The organism is Cucumibacter marinus DSM 18995 (assembly GCF_000429865.1).
Taxonomy (GTDB): Bacteria; Pseudomonadota; Alphaproteobacteria; order Rhizobiales; family Devosiaceae; genus Cucumibacter; species Cucumibacter marinus.
Genome location: NZ_AUCR01000002.1, coordinates 76,039 through 95,176, shown reverse-complemented (window position 1 = coordinate 95,176; position 19,138 = coordinate 76,039). Strand labels below are relative to the sequence as shown.

Genomic DNA, 19,138 nt, shown 5'->3' with positions numbered 1-19,138 from the left:
CTCCTTACTCCACCAAGTCGTCTGCCTCGTTACCCTCGAGGCCGGCAATCACGCCGGCGAGCATCTGATAGCCCTCGGCAATCGACGTCCTCTCCTCGCGGCCCTGGCTCATAAACGCCTCCAGCGCCGGCTGAATGGAGATGGCCCTGTCCACCTTCGGGTCCGATCCGGCGCGATAGGCACCCAGCCGGATCAGCTCCTCCATGTCGGCGAACACCGACATGTACTCCCTCGCCACGCTCAATACCGGCTGCATGTCGACCGGCACGCAACCCGGCATGGTCCGGGAGATGGACCTCAGGACATTGATCGCGGGGTAACGTCCCCTTTCCGCGATCGCACGCTCCATTACAATGTGCCCATCGAGAATGCCTCGGACAGCGTCCGCAATCGGCTCATTGTGATCATCACCTTCAACCAAAACGGTAAACAAGCCGGTAACGGAGCCCGAGTTTTTAAGCCCGGGCCCGGCCCGTTCAAGCAGCCTTGGCAGCTCGGAAAACACCGTTGGCGGATAGCCCTTGGCGGTCGGCGGCTCCCCGGTCGCCAGCCCGATCTCGCGCTGCGCCATGGCAAAACGGGTCAGGCTGTCCATCATGCACAGGACGCGCTTGCCCTGGTCGCGGAAATATTCGGCAAGGGTCAGCGTCATATAGGCCGCCTGACGCCGCATCAGCGCCGGCTCGTCCGAGGTCGCGACGACGATTACCGACTGGTGCAGCCCCGCCTCCCCAAGATTGTCCTCGATGAACTCCTGGACTTCACGCCCACGTTCGCCGATCAGCCCGATCACCGCCACATCGACATCGGTATTGCGCGCCAGCATCGACATCAGCACCGATTTGCCGACCCCCGAGCCGGCAAAGATGCCCATGCGCTGTCCGTCGCAACAGGTGGTGAAGGTGTTGAGCACCCTGACCCCGAGATCGATGGGCGGACCGACCCGCGCCCGCTCATGCGCCGGCGGTGGCCCGGCGCGTAGCGGATAGGCGATATTGCCCAGCGGCACCCGCCCCTTGCCATCGATGGGATCGCCATTCGCGTCGATCACCCGGCCGAGCCATTCATTGCTCGGCTGTACCGCGCCGTCATGCGACAGAAAGATCGCCTTGCAGCCGAGCCGCACGCCTTCGAGCGGCCCGAAGGGCAGGCACAGGGCACGGTCGTTCTCGAAGCCGACAATCTCGCACATCAGCCGCCCGCCAGCCTGGGTCTCGATGACGACACGCCCGCCAACCCGCAATTCCTGGGTCGGCCCGACGATCTCCACCAGGAGCCCCTGGACGGTCTTCACACGGCCGTAAATCTCGGCCGGTTCGATATTATCGATGTCCGCGATGAGGGACTTCACGTTGCGGCCTTCGCAATGATTCGGTTAAGGGTAACCATTCCTTTACCGCAAAGCGTTAACGATCAGGGGTCGGGCCGTGGTTTTTCGCGGTTTTTCGCGATTTTTTTGCGCTTTTTTGACGTTTCCCGCCCGGCCCTCCAGACCCTCAATTCACTGAGTCAGCAGAGTCGGTTGAAACGTCTTCTTAAACCAAAAAATTAAGAAATTAATATCCAATAAATCCTTTATTTTCAGTCACTTATGGCATTTTCTGGCACAGATGTGCCGCATATTGCAGATGCGAATTAAACTTTGTTAACTAGTTGAGGCTAGTTTCGAATCATACCCAGTAAGGGTCAATGATGGGCCGCAGGCACAGAAAATGCCGCGCCCTCGAGGTTCCAGGTAGGAACGAGCGACAAGGGGATTGAAATGCGGGTACTCCTGATCGAGGACGACAGTGCGACCGCACAGAGCATTGAATTGATGCTCAAATCCGAGAGCTTCAACGTCTACACCACCGATCTGGGTGAGGAAGGCGTGGATCTTGGCAAGCTCTACGATTACGACATTATTCTGCTCGACCTCAATCTGCCGGATATGAGCGGCTATGAGGTATTGCGCACCCTTCGCGTGGCGAAGGTTCAGACACCGATCCTGATCCTGTCCGGTCTGGCAGGGATCGAGGACAAGGTTCGCGGTCTCGGCTTCGGCGCCGACGACTACATGACAAAGCCCTTCCACAAGGATGAGCTGGTCGCCCGCATTCATGCGATTGTGCGCCGCTCCAAGGGCCACGCCCAGTCGGTCATCACCACCGGCGATCTCACCGTCAATCTCGACACCAAGACCGTCGAAGTCGGTGGCCAGCGTGTGCATCTGACCGGCAAGGAATATCAGATGCTCGAGCTGCTTTCCCTGCGCAAGGGCACGACCCTGACCAAGGAAATGTTCCTCAACCATCTTTATGGCGGCATGGACGAGCCGGAGCTGAAGATCATCGACGTCTTCATCTGCAAGCTGCGCAAGAAACTGTCCGTGGCCACTGGCGGCAAGAACTATATCGAGACGGTCTGGGGCCGCGGCTATGTGCTGCGCGAGCCCGATGAGACCGAGCTTTCCGAAAGCGCCTGACCACACAGGTCATTCCTACCGGATTGAACGCCCTGCATCCCCGATGCGGGGCGTTTTCCTTTGATGTGGCGGACAGAGCCGGCGCGTGCCATGCTTGGACCGCATGGCTGGTTGGCGGATTGCCCCCTATCTCACTTGAGCGCATGGCGCGATGATCGCGGCGCATTCAAACAAGGATGGCCGCCATGCCCAATCACAACATGTTCTCTGTCGTTGCAGACATTCTCGCCGATATCGGCCGCGCCAAGCAGGCCTCCGGCATGTATCGCCGCTTTTCCGAGCTCAGCGATGCCGAACTGCAAAAGCAGGGCCTGGTGCGTGGCGGGCTGGTCGACCACATCTTCGACGAAGTCTACGGCCGCCGCTAAGCGATTAGCGTTGAACGCGTTTTTGCGTTGAGCGCCACCGGCAGATCCGCCTCCGCCGCTTACAGGGCATGCGGTGCGGGGCGGTGCGCCGAAGGTTTCAGGCTACCCGCCGGATCTGCAATTTGACCTGAATGGTCCCGGCGCCCTACTCGATGCCGAGTTCGAGGAACTTGTTCTCGAGGATTTCGCGGTCGAAGGGCTTCATGATGTATTCGTTCGCCCCGGCCTTGAGCGCCATGGCGATCTGCCCGACATCATTCTCGGTCGTGCAGAACACGATCTTGGGCTTGTCCCCGCCGATATAGCTGCGCAGGCTCTTGAGGAATTCGAGCCCGGACATGATCGGCATGTTCCAGTCGAGCAGGATCGCATCGGGCATTTCCCGCCGGCACTTCTCGAAAGCTTCCTGCCCGTCTTCCGCCTCGTCGACCGAAAAATCGAGGTCCTCAATGATGCGGCGCGCGACCTTGCGGATCACTGAGCTGTCATCGACGACAAGGCAGGTTTTCATCTGAAGTCTCCTGGCAGGAACGGAACCGGCAATACCGGAACGGTGCGCCGCAATTCCTGCGGCGCCCCAGTGTCGCTCAAACTCGATAAGACGGGGTTAAACCAAACCGACCGCCGGCCAGCGGGGCTTTCAACCCGCTGCTTCGATCTTGACCTTGGGGACCGCGGTGAAGCTCACCTTGTCGTCTTCAAGCGTCAGCGAGAGTTCCATGCCCGATTCCCGAGCCAGCAGGCCGGTATAGAAGGGCTGGATCACCTGCGCATCGACCCGGCCATCCTCCGGCGTTCCGGCCAGCAGGTCCGGCACGCCGCGCGGCACCAGCGTCTTCGGCCCGGTTCCGGTGATCGAGAACCGTTCCTCGCCAACCCCGCCTTCCGCGGCCACAACGACCGTGCCGCCGCGCGGCACGCAACCGGCCGCGATCAAAAGCATATTGAGCAGCATCTTGACCTTGGTCTTCGGGATCAGCGCGGGCGCGATATTCCATTCAAGATCGGCCTTCTCGCCCTCAAAGAACGAGATCGAAACCTTCTCCGCATCCCGCGTGTCGATCTCCGTACCGGCCATCGAAGACGCCCCGAAGGCCAGCCGGGCAAATTCCAGCTTGGCCCGCGCCTGGGCCGCGGACTTGACGATCAGCTCGTTGGCGAATTCGGCCATCGAGGCCTGTTCGGGGTCGTTGAGTACTTCCAGGCCGTTTCCGATCGCCCCGACCGGGGATATCAGATCGTGACAGACCCGCGAGCAGAGCATTGCCGCCAGATCGGAGGCCTTGAGTTCAACGATATCGACCATCGGCCAACCCTTTCGATGCGCGGCGCCAACACTGCAACAAGAATGCAACCGGCCCGGTGGGCCGCCGCCGCCGGGCCTGAGAATCAATAGCGGTTATACTAACCACTTGCTGCGGGCGCTCAAACCGGCACCCGCGTGAAAAATGTGCCCCGATCCCGCTATTCGACCGGGGGATTGGCCAGCAGGTCGTCCCAGTTGGCCTGGGCGTCTTCCAGCGTCTGGCGTCTCGAGAGCTCGAACGCCTCGCGATTGCCGCGCGAATAGAACAGGAACAGCCGCTGCGCGTGGATGACATAGATGCGCGGATTGCCATCTGACAGGAATCCGCGCGCCAGCGCCGTCAGCCCGTGCCCGCCGAATTGCGGGGCGTAAACCTCGGGCGCACCCATGAAAACAGCCCGGTTTGCGCCGCTCGAGAAGTACCAGGGCACACCGGCCCAGACATATTCGAAATCCCGTAGCCCCTGTTGCGGCTCCGGATCGGTGAAATAGGAAACCGGGTCCATGCCGCCAAGCGCGACGCCGGTCAACGGATTGACCACATATCGCGCACCATGGGGAATCGGAGCTTCCGCCGCCGGCTGCGCACTCTCCTGCGCAAGGGCCGCACCACTCCATAAACCGGCCAGAACCAGCATCCCGATCGCGATCAGGGTTAATCTTTGTTTACCCATTTGCCGCATCATTGCCTTCAATTCGCGTTAGGGACACTCCCGGCCCGCCCGAGATTAACCGCCAAGGGTATGACCTTGGTTAATCACCGACCGGTGGGCGAAAACAGGGCCGGGCGCCAACTCCCCGGACCCGAAAAGTCGAGCCAAGGAATCCGTCATGTTCACGCGCCTGATCGCTGTCTTTCTGATCATTGCCGGCCTCGCCGGCACCGCGGCCCCCGCCTACGCACAGAACGGGCCGGTCTCGGAAACCTATTCCTCGGACGAACTGGTCGATACCGGCCATCGCTTCTTCGGTCAGGTGGCCCAGGGGCTGGCTTCGCTGGTCGAGCGCGCTGTCGCCAATTACGGCCTGCCCAATGGGTATATACTGGGCCAGGAAGGGTCCGGTGCCTTCTTCGGCGGCGTGCGCTATGGGGATGGCACGCTCTATACCAAGAATGCCGGCCAGCATTCGATCTTCTGGCAGGGCCCGACGCTGGGCTTCGATGTCGGCGCCGACGGCTCGCGCGTCATGATGCTGGTCTATAATCTTTCGAATGTTTCCGACGTGTACACCCGCTATCCCGGTGTGGATGGCTCCGCCTACGCCATTGGCGGTCTCGGCATGACGGTCATGCGCCGCAACGGCGTGTACGTCGTACCGATCCGTTCGGGCATCGGCGCCCGCCTCGGGGTCAATGTCGGCTATTTGAAGTTCACCCAGCAGGCGACCTGGAACCCCTTCTGATCAGAAGCCGGTTCGATCCGGCCTCCACCGCCCAGAGTCTGAGGCCGCCTCAGCTGGCGCTGCGCATCAGTGGCGCCAGAACACCGGGCTGAACAACACCATCACCGTCAGGATTTCGAGCCGGCCCAACAGCATCACCGCGGCCAGCATCAGCTTGGCTGCGTCCGGCAGGCTCGAGAAATTCCCCGCCGGTCCGATCACATGCCCCATGCCGGGCCCCACATTGGTCAGCGCCGTCAACGTGCCGGTAAACGCGGTCACCAGATCGAGCCCGGTGGCCATCAACGCCACCGTGAAGACGAGCAGCACCCCGAAAAACGCCGCGATGAAAACCGTGACCGACCGCAGCGCGCTGTCGGACACGACCGAGCGCCCGAAGCGGATGACGAACACGCCATTGGGATAGACCAGCTCCTTGAGCGCAACGCTCGCCGATTCGAACATCAGGATCAGCCGGTAGGTCTTGATTCCGCCGCTCGTCGAGCCGGCGCACCCGCCAAGAAATGTGGCCAGCATGAAAATGCCGATCGCCGCGGTCCCCCAATGGGTATAGTCGGTCGAGGCAAATCCGGTGGTTGTGACAACCGATACGATATTGAAGGTCGCCGCCAGGATCATGTCGCCGGGCTGGCCATGCTCGGCCGTGAGGGCCATGGCCGCTGCGCCGGCAGAAAGCAACACCAGCAGCCCGAACAGGACTGGCATTTGCGGGTCGAGCGCCCGCCTGATGTCGCGCGAAACCACGGCCCGCAGCAGCGCAACGAACGGCAGCGCGCCCGCCAGCATGAAAACGGTCGCCACGATCAACACCGGCGCACCGAACCCGCCCATCGAGGCGTCGTGAGTGGAAAACCCGCCGGTCGAAACCGTGGTCATGGCGTGATTGACGGCATCAAACACATCCATGCCCGCCATCGCATAGCCGACCGCGCAGGCCAGCGTGAACAGCACATAAAGGCCGACAAGCGCCTGCGCCAACGCTTTGAAATGCGGCATCGGCTTGTCGATCCGGTTCGATGATTCCATCTGGAATACCTGCATGCCGCCGACGCGCAAAAAGGGCATCAGCAACAGCCCCATGGCGATGATCCCGATCCCGCCCATCCACTGCGTAATCGAACGCCACAGCAGCAGGCCGCGCGGCATGCGGTCGAGACCGGTCAGCACCGTCGACCCTGTTGTCGTCATGCCCGAAACCGCCTCGAACAGCGCATCGACGAGCCCGATTTCGGCAGAGGACAGATAGATCGGCAGCGCGGCAACCAGCGAGGTTGTCAGCCACAGGGCGTTGACCAGCACGAAACCGAGCCGCAGCGAAAACGGCGCGATCCGCCCCCGCGACGCAAGAACCGTCAACCCCGAAATCGTACCCACAATCAGTCCGGCGTTGAGGAACACCAGCCAGTCGGAATTGCCGTCGATCAGATCGACGCTCATCGGCACGGCCATGGCGGCCGCCATCGCGAGGCAGAACCAGCCTGACGCATGAGCCGCGGTTTGCAGGATCGGTCTGAACATGGGAGTAGTCCGCGCGGCGAATTTCCGCTGGCTGGTCGGGTTGCGCGGAGACTATGCCTGCTCGCAGACCCTGTCCAGCGGCGAGAATGGATGCCAGCCATCACCTCAGCGTGGGATGACCACGCGCCGCTTTTGTCTTAAGGTTAACAAAAAGGTCGAGTAGAGCCTTTTCGCCGGGCGTGGCAGGCTGGAACGATGGCCGTACTGGCTGCGCCGGGACCGCCTGTGGGAGTGCGTGATGCTGGTTGAAAACGTGATGTATTTCGCCCTCGGCTTTCTGGCCGCCGGGGTTTTGGCGCTGATGATCATGCCCTCGATCTGGCGCCGTGCCGTCCGGCTGACCAAGAAACGCATCGAGGCCGCCACCCCGATGACCCTCGCGGAATTCCGCGCCGACAAGGATCAGCTGCGCGCCGAATTTGCCATGTCGACCCGCCGGCTCGAGATGAATGTCGAGGCGCTGCGCAAGCGGCTGGGCGACCAGCTGGAAGGCATCAACCGCAAAAAGGCCGAGGTCACCGCGATCAAGGCCGACCGCGACGAACAGCTCCAGATCATCCGCGAACTCGAAGACCGCGAAGAGACCCTGCGCAAACGCGTCAACGAGCTTGAACGCGACAGCGCCGACCTGTCGCATCGCCTGCGTCAGCGCGAGCGAGATCTTTCCGAAAAGATCAACCAGCTCAATTCGAGCCGCGCCGGCGCGCCGCGCCAGACCAACGTGCTGCGCCCTGAATTCCGCGATGCCGGGTTGAGCGGCGAATACGCCCAGGACGTCGAAGACTTGTTGCATGCGCTCGATGCCGAACGGGGCCGCGCAGACTTCCTGGAAGAGCAGGCCCAGGTATTGATGCAGCGCGTGGAGGCCGCCGATCGTCAGAGCGCCAGCGCCCAGGACGCGGTGCGCCAGATGCGCGACGCGATTGCCGAGCGCGAGGCCGAGACCGAAGCGGCGACGTCCGAGTTGACCCAGGCCGAGACCCGCATGGCTAATGCCGAGAGCCAGCTCAATGCGTTGCTCGAAGATGCCAGCCGCACCGAAGACCCCGCGGATGCGGAGCGCCAGCTCCTTTTGGCGGAAAAGCTCTCCCTGGAAGAGGAACTGGAAAAACTGCGCGGCATGGTCGGATCGGTCGAGACAACCATTCTCAATGAATGGGCCAGCGACCGGATCCAGGAAGCGCATTTGCGCGAGCGGCTCAACGACATCGCCGCCGAGGTCAGCAAGCTGATCTATGCGGTTGATGGCGATCCCGCGGCCTCGAGCGACGAAAGCCTGTTCGACAAAGTGCGTAAGTATGCAGGCGACGGCGTGGAAGTCGCCGAGCTGAGCTCCGAGGGCCACGGCAAGGGCCCGCGTGAAGGCGATGTCTCAAGCCGCATGGAAGCCCTGCGCGACCTGCGCCCCAGTAACTGAGGCCGGGGCCTGCCCTATTCCCCGATAACCGCGATATCGGCGATTACCGTGCCGTCGCGCCCATCGACAACGCGGATGCGCGTCGCATCTCCCTCGTGGTAGGTCAGCGTCACTTGGCCATCGCCCGCAGAGGCGGAAACCAGTTCTGCGTCCGCCGGCAGCGCGATCTCGGTGATCGCATAAGGGCCCGCGCCGGGCTCTTCCCGGTTCAGCCGATAGACAAGCGCGACCGCGACCGCCATAAGACCGAACACCAGAACCGCGATGCTGACGAGGAACGACCGGCGTGCCCGCTTGATGACGGCAGCCGCCTCCGGATTGGCATCGGCGCCTTCGGGCGTATCGGGAGAAGCTTGGGAAGGATGATCGCTCATAATGGCGGGCCTTGATACGCATCAGTCCGGCACGGACCTGCTGCACGAGTTCACGATTACCGAAGATGTTGCCGGCAAACGGCTGGACGTGGTTCTCGCTGCGCTGATGCCCGACATGAGCCGCAACCGCTGCCAGGACCTTATCCGCGCTGGCGCGGTCACCTTGGGCGGCGCGACCATAAGCGAGCCCAAACACCGCGTCAAACCTGGCGAAACCCTTGTTTTGAAAGCGCCCCCGCCTGCCGATCCAACCCCGCAGCCTGAAGCCATACCGCTTGATATCCTGTTCGAGGACGACGCCCTGATCGTCATCGATAAACCCGCCGGGCTGGTGGTGCATCCAGCGCCTGGCAGCGAAACCGGCACCCTTGTGAACGCGCTGATCCACCATTGCGGCGAAAGCCTTTCTGGCATTGGCGGGGTGCGCCGCCCGGGCATCGTGCACCGGCTCGACAAGGACACGTCCGGCGTCATGGTCGTCGCCAAGACCGAGACCGCCCATAATCACCTCGCCGCCCAGTTCGCCGATCACGGGCGCACCGGCGCGCTCGAGCGCGTCTATGCGGCCATCGTCTGGGGGGTACCCAATCCCGCCGCCGGCACCATCGACACCCGGATCGGCCGCGCGCCGCACAACCGGCTCAAACAGGCGGTGCTCAAGGATGACAATGGCCGTCAGGCCATTACCCATTACCGCCTGGCCGACCGCTTCGGCCAGCCGCCAGCGGAAACCAGCCTGATCGAATGCCGGCTCGAGACCGGACGCACGCACCAGATCCGCGTGCATCTCGCCCATATCGGGCATCCTCTCCTTGGCGATACGCTTTATGGCGCCGGCTTTGCCACCAAGTCGAACCGGCTGAGCGAAGAGGCGCAAGCCGCCCTTGCCGCCCTTGGCCGCCAGGCCCTGCACGCGAAAACCCTTGCCTTCGAGCATCCTGTCACGGGGGAAGTCATGCGATTCGAGACCGATTTACCCGCCGAGATGGCTGCACTCGTCGAAGCGCTTGTCGAAACCGGGTGATCGGCGAACAGGACTTGCCAAACCGCCCGCTGATGCGGGAAAATCACCTAACCTTGCGCGCCAACGGGCAAAATTCCGCCGGCAGGGTGAAAATGCCAAATTTGCACCTATATTAGCGCCGAGGTTAAGGCTGGCGCGCCGCTATGGGCGCCGGAGATTCAGGCTGCCGGGGGCAACCCGGAGCCCGACAGAGGGAAAGGGTGCGTAATGGCCCAGACGAATTTGCCGGTTCTGAGCGCAGAAAGCGGGCTGTCCCGCTATCTGCAGGAAATCCGCAAGTTTCCGATGCTCGACGCCGATGAGGAATTCATGCTCGCCAAGCGCTACAAGGAGCATGAGGACCCTGATGCGGCGCAAAGACTGATCACGTCCCATCTCCGGCTCGTGGCCAAGATCGCCATGGGCTATCGCGGCTATGGCCTTCCGATTTCGGAGGTGATCTCCGAGGGCAATGTCGGCCTGATGCAGGCCGTCAAACGCTTCGAGCCCGACAAGGGTTTCCGCCTCGCGACCTATGCGATGTGGTGGATTCGCGCCGCGATCCAGGAATATGTTCTGCGCTCCTGGTCGCTCGTCAAGATCGGCACAACCGCCGCCCAGAAGCGCCTGTTCTTCAACCTGCGCAAGATCAAGGGCCAAATCGCCGCGCTCGACGATGGGGCGCTGCACCCCGACCAGATCAAGCAGATCGCCACCACTCTCGATGTCTCCGAGGCCGACGTGGTGTCGATGAACCAGCGCCTCACCGGCGACGCGTCGCTGAACACGCCGATGCGCGCCGACGATGGCGCCAGCCAGTGGCAGGACTGGTTGGTCGATGACGAACCGGACCAGGAATCCAGGCTCGGCGACAGCCAGGAATATGACGAGCGCATGGGCCTTCTGACCGACGCCATGGACATCCTGAACGACCGTGAGAAGCGCATCTTCACCGCTCGCCGGCTTGAAGAAAACCCGGTCACCCTCGAGGAACTGGCCCAGGAATTCAACGTCTCTCGCGAACGCATCCGCCAGATCGAGGTCCGTGCCTTCGAAAAGGTGCAGGAAGCGGTCAAGAAGGCTGCCGCCGAAGCCCAGCACGAACCGGCCTAGGCGCCCTTCCCTCGGGCTTCACCCTGTTGGCCTCACTCTGAGTGTGTCGAAGGGTGAGGTCGAAGATCTTGGGTGCGAACTCGCCACACTCTCTTTCGTCATGCTCGGGCTCGACCCGAGCATCCATGGTGAGAAGACACGCGGGAAAACGTCACGGCCCGCCAATGAACGCGGCGTCCGGTGCAACGCCTCATGGACCCTCGGGTCAAGCCCGAGGGTGACGCGGATATCGGGGCGGCCGCAGTACGCCCCCCTGATTCCGAGCTCGGCAGTGGGAAGGCAAAAGCTCCAACAGCCCGCCCCGCGCCCCTAGACGCTCATTCCGCCATCGACCATCAGCATCGCGCCCGTAGTGAAGCTCGCCTTGTCGGAGGCAAGGTACAACACGGCCTGCGCCACTTCATCTGCCGTTCCATGGCGGCCGAGCGGGATCTGCTGGTCGAAGAACTCGGTCGCATCGCGCCCGATGACGCCGGAGAGGTCGTCTTCGACATTCTGCTGGAAATCGTTCGAGATCGGCCCCGGATGCACCGAATTGACCCGGATCCGCCGTGCCGCCAGCTCCTTTGAGAGCACCCGCATCAGCCCCACCTGGGCGTGCTTGGCGGTGATGTAGCCATAAACACCGGGGTCGCCGCGCGTGCCGGCCACCGAAGAGGTGATCACGATCGACCCGCCATCCGGCATATGCGGCACCACATTCTTGGCTGCAAGGAACGCCCCGCGCACATGCACACGCAGGACGCTATCGAAAGTCTCGGTCGGATAATCCTCGATGGGGGCGACGGTGCCGAAATTACCGGCATTGGAGAACAGCACATCAATCTGCCCGAACCGCGCGACCGCCGCCTCGACATAGGCCTTGGTCGCGGCCTCGTCGCCCACATCGGCAGCGACAGTCAGCACGCGATCGCTGTTTCCCAGCGCATCGACCGCCTTGTCGAGATCGGCCTGGCGAAGATCGATCAGTGTGAGCTTCGCGCCTTCTTCAAGAAATGTTCGCGCCGTGGCCAGCCCGATGCTGCCCGCGCCACCGGTGATGACGCAATGCTTGTCCTTCAACAGCATGTCTTCCCCTCAATTTGGATCTGTCGGCGCCCTGTGCCGCGCTTCTAGCATGGGGCAGTGGCCAAGGCGAGGTGAAGGGCGACTGCTTGCGGTTACTCCGGCGTGTGTTCGGTTTCGGCGCGTTCCGCGCTGTCCGCAGGCTGCTGTGCCACCCTGCCGCCCGCCAGCACTTCGAGAATGGCGCAGTGATGGCTGTCGCCCCCTGCGCAGGCCTCGGTCAGCTCGGCAAGTTGCGCGCGCAAGGAGCGCATTTCCGCCAATTGCCGGTCCAGCCGCTCGATATGGGAGACAGTCAGCGCCCGCACATCGCCGGCGCGCCGGTGATGGTCTTCGAGCATGCCCAAGAGCTCCCGCATCTCCTTGAGGGAAAAGCCGAAATCCCGCGCACGGCGCAGGAAGACCATGCGCTCGACATCAGCATCGCCATAGTCGCGGTAACCCGATTCCCGGCGGTCCGGCCGCGGCAGCAACCCTTCATCCTCATAATAGCGGATGGTCTTGGTGGTCAGCCCCGACGCCGTCGCCGCTTCACCGATTTTCATGCTCCGGCCTCCTTTTCCGTCAGGCCTCGATATGGGCAGGCGCAGGCGCGCCATCAAGCAACGCCAGAACCGGCCCGAGATCCTCGATCGGCAGGATCACGAGATAGGGTGCCACTTCGCCTTCCGCCGGTTCGATGCGCACGCGCCCCGGACCGCCTTCATTCGAGGTGCCCACCCGCACGCCTTGCGCAAGGGTCAGGCCATCGAGCGGATAGGTGAGCCCTTCGGACCGTTCGAACCGGATCGGGGAAAGCGGAAAGATCGACACCCGCTGCCGTCGCTCCAGATTCAGTTCCACAGAACCGGTGATCGCCAGCATCAGGTCGGTCTCGTCAAAGATCACCAGCGGCGCCCTGTGGGCCACCCGCACCGCCACATGTAACGCAGTCAGCGTGTGATCGAACCGCCGTCCCGTGAGCCCGAGCCCGAAATAAGCAGGCGCCGCCACCGCATAGAGACATTTCTCGAAATCGGTTGTCACCTGCTCCTCGATCGCGATGACCCGGGAGCGCTTTTCGAACACCGAAAGATCGGCGATCGAATCCATGTCGCCGACCACAAAGTCGGGCGAAACGCCCTGCGCCAGAAGCGCATCCGCCGCACCGTCCGCGGCAATCACCGGATAGCCGCGCGCCATCAGGCGGTCGAGCAGCCTCTTGTCGAAGGCCGCCCCGCCGACAACGATTGCCGGTCGGTCGAGCACCGTCAGCGGATAGCCTTGGGGGAAATCAGCTCTCACCTGGCCCGTCCATTCTCTGCGGTTCCTCCTGTTCCCGTTCGTTCCCACACATGCCCTTGCAAGTCGCTTTCAAATGCCTATGCTGGCCGCATCTCGCTGGGGTGTTCCGAACGCAAGTCCGGGGCTGAGACTTTACCCATCGAACCTGAACCAGATCATGCTGGCGGAGGGAGTCCGAGATGACAAGCCGAAGGGCAGTGACGCCCTTTAGCACATTCTCCGGACAAGTCCCGCTTTCATGATCGCCAACACCAAGGGGTGATTATGACCAAGACGAACCGGCGTTTCCCCGCCAGACACCTTGCCCTCCTGCCCGCGATCCTCACTGGCGCCATCATGGCCCAGCCGGCCCTCGCACAGGATCAGCCGGTCCTCACCGTCTATACCTATGACGCCTTTGCCGCCGACTGGGGGCCTGCTGCGCCGCTCAAGCAAGGCTTCGAGAAGACCTGCGAATGCACCATCAGCTTCGTCGGCGCCGATTCCTCGATCGGGGCGCTGCGCAAGGTGCAACTCGAAGGCGAAGCGACCCCCGCCGATATCGTGCTCGGCCTCGACACCTCGATCGCCGGCGAAGCCCTCAAAACCGGCCTGTTCGCGCCACACGGGCTTGACCTGACAAGCCTCGACCTGCCGATCGACTATCAGAGCCCGGATTTCGTGCCCTTCGACTATGGCTATTTCGCCTTTGTCTACAACGCGGAAGAAATGCCGAACCCGCCGGGCTCTTTCGAGGAACTGGCCAAGGATGATCCTGACCTCAAGATCGTGATCCAGGATCCGCGCTCTTCAACCCCCGGCCTTGGTCTGGTGCTTTGGGTGAAGGCCGCCTATGGCGATGAAGCCAATCAAGCCTGGAACGAAATCGGCCCGCATATCGTCACCGTCACCAAGGACTGGTCGGAATCCTATTCCCTGTTCCTCGACGGCGAGGCGGATATGGTCCTCTCCTACACGACCTCCCCGGCCTATCACCTGATTGCCGAACAGGACGACCGCTTCAAAGCCGCGACCTTCGAGGAAGGCCATTATGTCCAGCTCGAGCTGGCCGGCATTCTCAATTCCTCCCCCAACAAGGACCTGGCGCGCGAGTTCATGGCCTATCTGACATCGCCCGAAGGCCAGGCCGCAATACCGACCACCAACTGGATGTTCCCGGTGACCACGCCGGCCGGCGGCCTGCCCGAGGGCTTCCCTAAGCCGCTGCCTGCGGAGGACGCGCTGATGCTGCCCGACGATGTGGTCGACGCACAGGCCGACGCCTATATTGACGAATTCCTCGCCAGTATTCGCTGATCAGCCATAAGCACCGGACCACCCGGACAAGAGGTTCCAGATGACCCGCGCATTCCTGCGCATCTCTGCCGGCCTAGCCCTCGCCGCCGCGATCGCCATCCTGATCGCGGCGGTGCTGGGGAGCCTTTACGCCGCGGCAGAGCGCTTCGCCATCACGGCAAGTGCGGATGCGGGCATATGGCGGCTCCTGGCCGGCAACCTCGTTCAGGCTGGTCTCTCTGTCGTCTTCTCGCTTGCGGTCGGCATGGCCATCGCCTGGGCGCTCAACCGGCTCGCCTTTCCGGGCCGGCGGCTATTCCTCGCCTTCCTTTCGACCGGCCTTGTGCTCCCGGCCCTGGTGATCGCGTTCGGCGTCATCGCCATCTGGGGCCGCAATGGCTGGGTTAATCATGCGCTGGACCCGATGGGGCTCGGCCTTCCCGGCACCATATTCGGGCTGCACGGCATCCTCGTGGCCCACGTCGTACTCAACGGATCCTTTGCCGCCCGTATTTTCTCCAACCGGCTCGACGCCTTGCCGTCCCCGCAACTCCGGCTCGGCCAGTCGCTGGGTTTGAGCCCCTGGCGCCGCTTCGTCACCCTCGACCTTCCGGCCATGCTGCCGGCCCTGCCCGGGCTGACCGCCATCATCTTCCTGGTCTGTTTCACATCCTTCGCCATCGTGCTGGTGCTGGGCGGCGGACCGGCCAACGCCACGTTCGAAGTGGCGATCTATGAAGCCGCCAAGATCGAGTTCGATCTCGCCCTCGCGGCCCGGCTGGCGCTCATCCAACTCGTCGTCTGTCTTATCGTCATCGTGCCCGTGAATGCCTTTCCCGTTGGCAGTGCCATGATCGGGGTGGGCGACGCCCCTCGGCGCTGGCGCGATCCTGCCGCGCTGCGCTGGCTACAGCGCAGTGTGCTCGTCCTTGCCGGGCTCGGTTTCGGTCTGCCGCTGCTTGCCATCATGTGGCGCGGCATCGGACCGGAGACATTGCCCGCCCTTGTCAGCCCCGCCTTCATCACCGCGCTGGTGACCAGCCTCGCCATCGCAACGCTGAGCACGGTGTTGTGCCTCGCCCTGGCGCTGTGCCTCGGCCTGGCTCGCGCCAATGTTGCGCTTGTCGAGACCATCACCGGCAAGACCCGCTCCTTGATGAAACTGTTCATCAACCTGCCGGGCTTCGCCTATCTCGCCATGCCCGCGGTCGTGCTCTCGCTTGGCTTCTTCCTGATTGCCCGCCTGGCCGGCTTCCCGCCGCAGACACTCGCGGTGCCGGTCCTCATTCTCGCCAATGCGCTTCTGGCCCTGCCGCTCTCCGCCTCGGCCATCGCCCCGGCGCTCGAAAAACTCACCCGCCGCACCGCCCGGCTGCAGGTGAGCCTCGGTCTGAGCGGCTGGCGCCGCTTCCGCGCGGTCGAATGGCCCTATATCCGCCCCGATCTCGGCTATGCCGCGGCCATTGCATTTTGTTTCTCCCTCGGCGACCTCGGCGTGATCGCCTTGTTCGGCACCTCCGATTTCGCCACCCTGCCCTGGCTGATGTACCGCGCCATGGGGTCCTATCGCACAGATCTCGCCGCGGTCATCGCCATGGCGCTTCTGGTGTTGACCCTCTTCGTCTTCCTTGTTCTTCCCCGCCTGATCGCAGGACGCTCCCATGCTCGCGCTTGATGCCCTTGAATTTGCCTATCCCGGCGGTCCTGCCTTCACCTTCGACCTCTCGGTGGGGCCGGGCGAGATCCTCGGCATCATCGGCCGGTCGGGTTCTGGCAAATCGACCCTGCTCGATCTGATCGCCGGTTTCAGGACGCCGAAATCGGGCAACCTGACCCTCGACGGCGCAGATCTGCTGCCGCGCGCACCCGAGGCCCGCCCGGTGTCGATCCTGTTCCAGTCCGGCAATCTGTTCGATCATCTGAGTGCCGCGCGCAACATTGCCCTCGGCCTGCCTGCCGGTGAACTGCGCGGCCCCGAGGGCCGGGCGCGTATCGAGGCGGCGCTCGAAGAGGTCGGGCTCGGCGGCCTGGCGGATCGACGCGCTTCGCGCCTCTCCGGCGGTCAACAGCAGCGCGTAGCACTGGCCCGCACCCTCATCCGCGACAAGCCGATCCTGTTGCTTGACGAACCCCTCACCGGGCTCGATCCGGAGACCGCGGCGGACATGCGCGCACTCATTCGTGACAAGGTGAGCACACGAGGCTGGCACACCATTCTTGTCTCCCACGACACGGACGATATCGCCGCCCTCGCCGACAGCACCCTTGAAATGGAAAACGGCCGGCTGGTGCCGGCCGCTATCGAAGCTGAAAGTGATGGGGTGTCGCGAAAGCCGGCCTAGCCGCCGTTCCCCCAGGCCGTCATCACACCATCAAAGACCGACTGACCTTCTTCGCCTTTTTCGAGCGTGATGATGGCGCGCCGGCCGGTTGAGTAGACAAGCGGCAGATCGACCCATTCCTGGCCGGACAGCAATTCGAGATTGCGCGTTTCGTCGGCCTGGTCGGCGCTGAGCGCGAACAGGAAGGAATTGTCGAACACCCGCGCCGAGGCGCCCACAAGGGGCTTGCCCTGCGCCAGTTCCTGATCCTTGAGCAGCACGCCCGGCAGGCTGGCGATGCCGCCACCCACAAAGCTCTCCTGCACATTGAAGTTGATCTCCATGAGATGGCTGGCGGGCAGCGCATCATCGGAGTTCTTGCGGATCAGGAGGTCGACGGTCAGGTTCCGCGCCGGAATGCTGGCAACCCCGCGAATGACTGGCTCGCCGAGTTCATCGACATCGCGCGTCCATTCAACCGTGCCCGAGAATGGCGTCGAACGCCCGGCGCTGCCACCTTGCTCTTCGAGCAGGATCGACTGGCTGCCGACTGAGAGCGCCGGGTCCGGCAAGCCTGCCGTATCGGCGCTGTCGCCGAGATCGGCCACTTCGGTATCTTCGCCAGGGTTCTGGCCCACCTGGGTATTGCCCTCGGCCGGGTCGGTCACCTGCGGCGCTGACTCCCCGATCACCCGCACGCCGCTCTCCTGAGCCGGCAGGCGCTCGTCAGTCTTGCCACTACCGGTATTGGGACCGGCGGTCTGGTCGGCGACATCCTGGGTGGTGCCCTGCTGGTTGGTATTACCCGAGGGCTGGGTGTTCGCGGGAACCGGCGTCTCGGCCTGCTGGGTCGTCGGCTCGGGTTCGGGTTCGCTGGTCGTGGTGACGCCGGAGTCGTCGCCACCCGCCACCTGGGCCATCAGCCCTGAAATATCGACCATGCCTTCGCGCCAGGCCCAGAAGCCCGCGCCACCAGCACCAACCAGCAACAGGACCACGACCACAAGGAAGATCGTCAGCCCGTTGCGGCCGCCCCCTTCCTGGGTATCGGCCTGAGCCGCGAATTCTGCACCAACCGAGGCTTCGAACCGGTCGTCGTCGCGTTGGACGGGCGCGCGCCGGGGTTCAGGTGCCTCCTGGAAGGCGGCAAATATGGAATCTTCAACAGACGGCCCCGGATCGCTGGCCACCGGCTCATTGAGCCGCGGCGGTTCAGGCTCTTCGACCCGGTGCGTGTGCTGGGCTTGCTGCTGCGGTGCGGCAGCCGGCCGGCGCACAGGCTCGGGCTCCGGCTCGGGCTCCGGTTCATAGTCGTAAACCGGCTCGTCCTCTTCTTCGAGCTCGTCCGGCGTCGGCGAATTGGCCTCGCGGTCAAGCGCTGCGATGGCCCGGTCGATTGCAGCTTGTGGATTGTCGTCGTCATCAAGCGTTTCGGCGCGCTCGACCGGCGAATCCTCGACCTCCACTTCACGCACACTCGACATGGCGGCGCTGATCGCAGCAGTCAGTTCGGAGGGCGGCTCCTCGTCATTCCCTGCCGGACGCGGCGCCGGCTTGGCCCGTGCACGGGGTTCATCCTCGATCTCGGACTGGGCGATCACCGCTTCGATGGAATCGACAACCGGCACTTCCGCCAGCCGGACCGCAGAGGCGGTCGCCGCCCCTGACTGCGGGGCGGGCTGGGGCGCGGGGCGCGGGGCATTGGCCGTCGCAACCTTGGCCGGCGCCGGCGTGGGTGCCGGGCGCGGCGCAGCCTGAGGCTTTGGCGCGGATTTCGGCGCAGGCTGCGGAGCCGGTTTGGGCGCCGGCTTTGGCGCAGGCGGCTGAGACTTCAGTTCGGAATGCTGGTCATGCCCGTTGGATGCCGGGTGGCCGCCGGTTTCTGCCTCTTCGGCCACTTCCGAGGGCCGCGTATGCAGCACATTGCGGACCGGCTGCGGCTCGGGCACCAGTTCCTCGGCCAGATCCGGCTCCGTTGCATCCGGGTCACTATCGTGGTGCCGCAGCAGCGACTGTGTTGCTTCCTGCTCGACTTGGCGAATACAATCTTCAAGGTTAAGCCGGTGCTGCGTGATATCGCGCGCAGGAAGAGGCGGCTCGATGGCGCGCAACTGTGCGACCAGCGCTCCGCGGGCTTTTTCGTAAACAGTTCGACGCGCTGCCCCGTTGTTTTCCGGCAGGGCCGCTATGGCCCGTCGCAACAACTCTTTGTAATCCGCCATCAGC

General features: G+C 63.4%; 19 protein-coding genes and 1 riboswitch. Of the genes, 9 read left to right on the top strand and 10 right to left on the bottom strand.

Features of this window, described 5'->3' with window-relative positions:
* Positions 1 to 4: 4 nt before the first annotated feature.
* Positions 5 to 1,351 carry a flagellar protein export ATPase FliI gene (fliI, locus tag G489_RS18965; RefSeq protein ID WP_035871437.1) on the bottom strand — a complete coding sequence of 449 codons (1,347 nt, stop codon included), beginning with the start codon at positions 1,349 to 1,351 and terminating at the stop codon, positions 5 to 7.
* 411 nt (positions 1,352 to 1,762) lie between these two features.
* Here fliI and ctrA point away from each other — a divergent pair, with 411 nt between their 5' ends.
* On the top strand, positions 1,763 to 2,464 hold the full coding sequence (gene ctrA / locus G489_RS0103630; RefSeq protein WP_029040369.1) for a response regulator transcription factor CtrA: 702 nt from the start codon (positions 1,763 to 1,765) through the stop codon (positions 2,462 to 2,464).
* A 185-nt stretch (positions 2,465 to 2,649) separates the two neighbouring features.
* Complete coding sequence (locus G489_RS0103625) at positions 2,650 to 2,832, top strand: hypothetical protein (protein WP_035871435.1); 183 nt, start codon at positions 2,650 to 2,652, stop codon at positions 2,830 to 2,832.
* A gap of 145 nt (positions 2,833 to 2,977) precedes the next feature.
* Here G489_RS0103625 and G489_RS0103620 read toward each other — a convergent pair whose 3' ends face one another.
* From G489_RS0103620 to G489_RS18955, 3 genes are all read right to left on the bottom strand, one after another.
* Complete coding sequence (locus G489_RS0103620; RefSeq protein ID WP_029040367.1) at positions 2,978 to 3,343, bottom strand: response regulator; 366 nt, start codon at positions 3,341 to 3,343, stop codon at positions 2,978 to 2,980.
* Positions 3,344 to 3,472: 129 nt separating this feature from the next.
* Positions 3,473 to 4,138, bottom strand: a complete 666-nt coding sequence (gene chpT, locus G489_RS18960; RefSeq protein ID WP_035871433.1) for a histidine phosphotransferase ChpT — start codon at positions 4,136 to 4,138, stop codon at positions 3,473 to 3,475.
* Positions 4,139 to 4,296: 158 nt separating this feature from the next.
* A complete protein-coding gene (locus tag G489_RS18955; RefSeq protein ID WP_051332283.1) occupies positions 4,297 to 4,812 on the bottom strand; it encodes a YHS domain-containing (seleno)protein in 516 nt (171 codons plus the stop codon).
* A 157-nt stretch (positions 4,813 to 4,969) separates the two neighbouring features.
* Between G489_RS18955 and G489_RS0103605 the strand changes: the two genes are divergently transcribed.
* Positions 4,970 to 5,542 carry a DUF1134 domain-containing protein gene (locus G489_RS0103605; RefSeq protein WP_051332282.1) on the top strand — a complete coding sequence of 191 codons (573 nt, stop codon included), beginning with the start codon at positions 4,970 to 4,972 and terminating at the stop codon, positions 5,540 to 5,542.
* A gap of 66 nt (positions 5,543 to 5,608) precedes the next feature.
* Here G489_RS0103605 and G489_RS0103600 read toward each other — a convergent pair whose 3' ends face one another.
* Positions 5,609 to 7,060 (bottom strand): TrkH family potassium uptake protein, encoded by a 1,452-nt coding sequence (locus G489_RS0103600; RefSeq protein ID WP_245578803.1) that lies wholly within the window; start codon positions 7,058 to 7,060, stop codon positions 5,609 to 5,611.
* A gap of 238 nt (positions 7,061 to 7,298) precedes the next feature.
* On the opposite strand from G489_RS0103600, the gene G489_RS0103595 reads away from it, so the two are divergent.
* Positions 7,299 to 8,477: a coiled-coil domain-containing protein gene (locus G489_RS0103595; RefSeq protein WP_035871429.1), complete on the top strand. Its 1,179-nt coding sequence runs from the start codon at positions 7,299 to 7,301 to the stop codon at positions 8,475 to 8,477.
* A 14-nt stretch (positions 8,478 to 8,491) separates the two neighbouring features.
* On the opposite strand, the gene G489_RS0103590 is transcribed toward G489_RS0103595, so the two are convergent.
* Positions 8,492 to 8,851 (bottom strand): DUF6476 family protein, encoded by a 360-nt coding sequence (locus tag G489_RS0103590; protein ID WP_029040363.1) that lies wholly within the window; start codon positions 8,849 to 8,851, stop codon positions 8,492 to 8,494.
* A gap of 1 nt (position 8,852) precedes the next feature.
* On the opposite strand from G489_RS0103590, the gene G489_RS18950 reads away from it, so the two are divergent.
* Positions 8,853 to 9,875, top strand: coding sequence for an RluA family pseudouridine synthase (locus G489_RS18950; protein ID WP_051332281.1), 1,023 nt, complete (start codon positions 8,853 to 8,855; stop codon positions 9,873 to 9,875).
* 207 nt (positions 9,876 to 10,082) lie between these two features.
* Positions 10,083 to 10,967: an RNA polymerase sigma factor RpoH gene (rpoH, locus tag G489_RS0103580; RefSeq protein ID WP_029040362.1), complete on the top strand. Its 885-nt coding sequence runs from the start codon at positions 10,083 to 10,085 to the stop codon at positions 10,965 to 10,967.
* A gap of 309 nt (positions 10,968 to 11,276) precedes the next feature.
* On the opposite strand, the gene G489_RS0103575 is transcribed toward rpoH, so the two are convergent.
* The 3 genes from G489_RS0103575 to G489_RS18945 all read right to left on the bottom strand — a co-directional run bounded on the left by G489_RS0103575 (position 11,277) and on the right by G489_RS18945 (position 13,316).
* Positions 11,277 to 12,035, bottom strand: coding sequence for an SDR family NAD(P)-dependent oxidoreductase (locus G489_RS0103575; RefSeq protein WP_029040361.1), 759 nt, complete (start codon positions 12,033 to 12,035; stop codon positions 11,277 to 11,279).
* 92 nt (positions 12,036 to 12,127) lie between these two features.
* Positions 12,128 to 12,577, bottom strand: coding sequence for a MerR family transcriptional regulator (locus G489_RS0103570; RefSeq protein WP_029040360.1), 450 nt, complete (start codon positions 12,575 to 12,577; stop codon positions 12,128 to 12,130).
* A gap of 19 nt (positions 12,578 to 12,596) precedes the next feature.
* On the bottom strand, positions 12,597 to 13,316 hold the full coding sequence (locus tag G489_RS18945; RefSeq protein WP_051332280.1) for a thiamine diphosphokinase: 720 nt from the start codon (positions 13,314 to 13,316) through the stop codon (positions 12,597 to 12,599).
* 87 nt (positions 13,317 to 13,403) lie between these two features.
* Positions 13,404 to 13,505, top strand: a riboswitch (TPP riboswitch).
* A gap of 75 nt (positions 13,506 to 13,580) precedes the next feature.
* On the opposite strand from G489_RS18945, the gene thiB reads away from it, so the two are divergent.
* From thiB to G489_RS0103550, 3 genes are read left to right on the top strand one after another with little or no spacing between them, the layout of a single operon-like run.
* Positions 13,581 to 14,612 carry a thiamine ABC transporter substrate binding subunit gene (gene thiB / locus G489_RS0103560; protein ID WP_029040359.1) on the top strand — a complete coding sequence of 344 codons (1,032 nt, stop codon included), beginning with the start codon at positions 13,581 to 13,583 and terminating at the stop codon, positions 14,610 to 14,612.
* A gap of 40 nt (positions 14,613 to 14,652) precedes the next feature.
* The gene (locus tag G489_RS18940) at positions 14,653 to 16,266 is read left to right on the top strand and encodes an ABC transporter permease subunit (RefSeq protein WP_051332279.1); all 1,614 of its coding nucleotides are present in this window, start codon (positions 14,653 to 14,655) and stop codon (positions 16,264 to 16,266) included.
* A complete protein-coding gene (locus tag G489_RS0103550) occupies positions 16,253 to 16,933 on the top strand; it encodes a thiamine ABC transporter ATP-binding protein (RefSeq protein ID WP_029040358.1) in 681 nt (226 codons plus the stop codon). The genes G489_RS18940 and G489_RS0103550 overlap by 14 nt, the downstream gene beginning before the upstream one ends.
* On the opposite strand, the gene G489_RS0103545 is transcribed toward G489_RS0103550, so the two are convergent.
* Entirely contained in the window at positions 16,930 to 19,134 is a 2,205-nt protein-coding gene (locus G489_RS0103545; RefSeq protein ID WP_035871425.1) for a hypothetical protein, read from the bottom strand. The two genes, G489_RS0103550 and G489_RS0103545, sit on opposite strands and share 4 nt — an antisense overlap.
* Positions 19,135 to 19,138 lie beyond the last annotated feature (4 nt).